Below are 3,183 nucleotides of genomic sequence, written 5' to 3'. Positions count from 1 at the left end.
TAGTGCGCTGGGTTATCGCTCGCCACGGGAATATCTGCGGCAGCGGGCTTGTAATGGGTTAAGTGATAACAGATGTCTGGAAATATAGGGGCAAATCCAGCTGGATCAGTCTTAAAAAGTAAAAAAATATATTTGCTTGAACGATTCATCGTTTTTTTCATCCGGTTAAATATGCAAAGATAAATGCGCAGAAATGTGTTTCTCAAACCGTTCATTTATCACAAAAGGATTGTTCGATGTCCAACAATGGCTCGTCACCGCTGGTGCTTTGGTACAACCAACTCGGCATGAATGATGTAGACAGGGTTGGGGGCAAAAATGCCTCCCTGGGTGAAATGATTACTAACCTTTCCGGAATGGGTGTTTCCGTTCCGAATGGTTTCGCCACAACCGCCGACGCGTTTAACCAGTTTCTGGACCAAAGCGACGTAAACCAGCGCATTTATGAACTGCTGGATAAAACGGATATTGACGATGTTACTCAGCTTGCGAAAGCGGGCGCGCAAATCCGCCAGTGGATTATCGACACTCCCTTCCAGCCTGAGCTGGAAAACGCCATCCGCGAAGCCTATGCTCAGCTTTCCGCCGATGACGAAAACGCCTCTTTTGCGGTGCGCTCCTCCGCCACCGCAGAAGATATGCCGGACGCTTCCTTTGCCGGTCAGCAGGAAACCTTCCTCAACGTTCAGGGGTTTGACGCCGTTCTCGTGGCAGTGAAACATGTATTTGCTTCTCTGTTTAACGATCGCGCCATCTCTTATCGTGTGCACCAGGGTTACGATCACCGTGGCGTGGCGCTCTCCGCCGGTGTTCAGCGGATGGTGCGCTCCGACCTCGCATCTTCTGGCGTGATGTTCTCCATTGATACCGAATCCGGCTTTGACCAGGTGGTGTTTATCACTTCCGCATGGGGCCTTGGTGAGATGGTCGTGCAGGGGGCGGTTAACCCGGATGAGTTTTACGTGCATAAACCGACACTGGCGGCGAATCGCCCGGCTATCGTGCGCCGCACCATGGGGTCGAAAAAAATCCGCATGGTTTACGCGCCGACCCAGGAGCACGGCAAGCAGGTTAAAATCGAAGACGTACCGCAGGAACAGCGTGACATCTTCTCGCTGACCAACGAAGAAGTGCAGGAACTGGCAAAACAGGCCGTACAAATTGAGAAACACTACGGTCGCCCGATGGATATTGAGTGGGCGAAAGATGGCCACACCGGCAAACTGTTCATTGTGCAGGCGCGTCCGGAAACCGTGCGCTCACGCGGTCAGGTCATGGAGCGTTATACGCTGCATTCACAGGGTAAGATTATCGCCGAAGGCCGTGCTATCGGTCATCGCATCGGTGCGGGTCCGGTGAAAGTCATCCATGACATCAGCGAAATGAACCGCATCGAACCTGGTGACGTGCTGGTCACTGACATGACCGACCCGGACTGGGAACCGATCATGAAGAAAGCATCTGCCATCGTCACCAACCGTGGCGGTCGTACCTGTCACGCGGCGATCATCGCTCGTGAACTGGGTATTCCGGCGGTAGTGGGCTGTGGTGATGCAACAGAACGGATGAAAGACGGTGAGAACGTCACTGTTTCTTGTGCCGAAGGTGATACCGGTTACGTCTATGCGGAGTTGCTGGAATTTAGCGTGAAAAGCTCCAGCGTAGAAACCATGCCGGATCTGCCGTTGAAAGTGATGATGAACGTCGGTAACCCGGATCGAGCTTTCGACTTCGCCTGTCTGCCGAACGAAGGCGTGGGACTTGCGCGTCTGGAATTTATCATCAACCGTATGATTGGCGTCCACCCACGCGCACTGCTTGAGTTTGACGATCAGGAACCGCAGTTGCAAAACGAAATCCGCGAGATGATGAAAGGTTTTGATTCTCCGCGTGAATTTTACGTTGGTCGTCTGACTGAAGGGATCGCGACGCTGGGTGCCGCGTTTTATCCGAAGCGCGTCATTGTCCGTCTCTCTGATTTTAAATCGAACGAATATGCCAACCTGGTCGGTGGTGAGCGTTACGAGCCAGATGAAGAGAACCCGATGCTCGGCTTCCGTGGCGCGGGCCGCTATGTTTCCGACAGCTTCCGCGACTGCTTCGCGCTGGAGTGTGAAGCAGTGAAACGTGTGCGCAACGACATGGGGCTGACCAACGTTGAGATCATGATCCCGTTCGTGCGTACCGTAGACCAGGCGAAAGCGGTGGTTGAAGAACTGGCGCGTCAGGGGCTGAAGCGTGGTGAGAACGGGCTGAAAATCATCATGATGTGTGAAATCCCGTCCAACGCCTTGCTGGCCGAGCAGTTCCTCGAATATTTCGACGGCTTCTCAATTGGCTCAAACGACATGACGCAGTTGGCGCTCGGTCTGGATCGTGACTCCGGCGTGGTGTCTGAACTGTTCGATGAGCGCAACGATGCGGTGAAAGTATTGCTGTCGATGGCTATCCGTGCCGCGAAGAAACAGGGCAAATATGTCGGGATTTGCGGTCAGGGTCCGTCCGACCACGAAGATTTTGCCGCATGGTTGATGGAAGAGGGGATCGATAGCCTGTCTCTGAATCCGGACACCGTGGTGCAAACCTGGTTAAGCCTGGCTGAACTGAAGAAATAAAATAAATACCCGGCGGCGTTTTGTCGCCGGGTTTATGTGATCCCCGAAGATGAAACTTATTCAATCTATTCACAGACATCCTGCGTTAATCGCCGCATAATATCTTTTCTTAACAAAAACTTTTGTATTTTACCTGAGGCAGTGCGCGGTAGTTTTTCGATTACCACGATATGTTCAGGATATTTATATTTTGCGACCCGTTTACGGCTAAAAAAAGCCACCACCTCTTCCAGTGATAATGAATGATGCGGCGCTTTCAGCACGACATAAGCGCATGATCGTTCACCTAAACGTTCATCGGGCATTGCAACCACACAGGCATCGTGAATTTTAGGATGCTGCAATAAAATATCTTCCACTTCACGGCTGCTAATATTTTCGCCGCCGCGGACAATAATATCTTTTTTGCGTCCGGGTAATGACTCCAACTTATTGATAGTGTTTTATGTTCAGATAATGCCCGATGACTTTGTCATGCAGCTCCACCGATTTTGAGAACGACAGCGACTTCCGTCCCAGCCTTGCCAGGTGCTGCCTCAGATTCAGGTTATGCCGCTCAATTCGCTGC

At 51.9% G+C, this 3,183-nt stretch carries 2 protein-coding genes and 1 pseudogene; 1 reads left to right on the top strand and 2 read right to left on the bottom strand.

Annotated features, from left to right (window positions below; genetic code table 11):
• Positions 1-236 precede the first annotated feature (236 nt).
• Complete coding sequence (ppsA, locus tag BGK49_RS11325; RefSeq protein WP_000069326.1) at positions 237-2,615, top strand: phosphoenolpyruvate synthase; 2,379 nt, start codon at positions 237-239, stop codon at positions 2,613-2,615.
• Positions 2,616-2,680: 65 nt separating this feature from the next.
• Here ppsA and BGK49_RS11320 read toward each other — a convergent pair.
• Together BGK49_RS11320 and BGK49_RS11315 are read right to left on the bottom strand one after the other, a co-directional pair.
• Positions 2,681-3,034 (bottom strand): annotated as a pseudogene (locus BGK49_RS11320) (AMP-binding enzyme); the annotation flags it as partial.
• A gap of 10 nt (positions 3,035-3,044) precedes the next feature.
• On the bottom strand, positions 3,045-3,183 hold a 139-nt coding region (locus BGK49_RS11315; protein ID WP_021514769.1), incomplete at its 5' end, for an IS1 family transposase.

Source organism: Shigella sp. FC1544 (genome assembly GCF_001722145.1).
Classification (GTDB): domain Bacteria; phylum Pseudomonadota; class Gammaproteobacteria; order Enterobacterales; family Enterobacteriaceae; genus Escherichia; species Escherichia coli.
The sequence above is the reverse complement of the archived record's forward strand: the minus strand, read 5'-3'. Positions and strand labels throughout refer to the sequence as shown.

What these genes read in the sequence shown, in the direction of transcription:
- ppsA (WP_000069326.1), top strand. Translation starts at nt 237, where the DNA reads ATGTCCAACAATGGCTCGTCACCGCTGGTGCTTTGGTACAACCAACTC.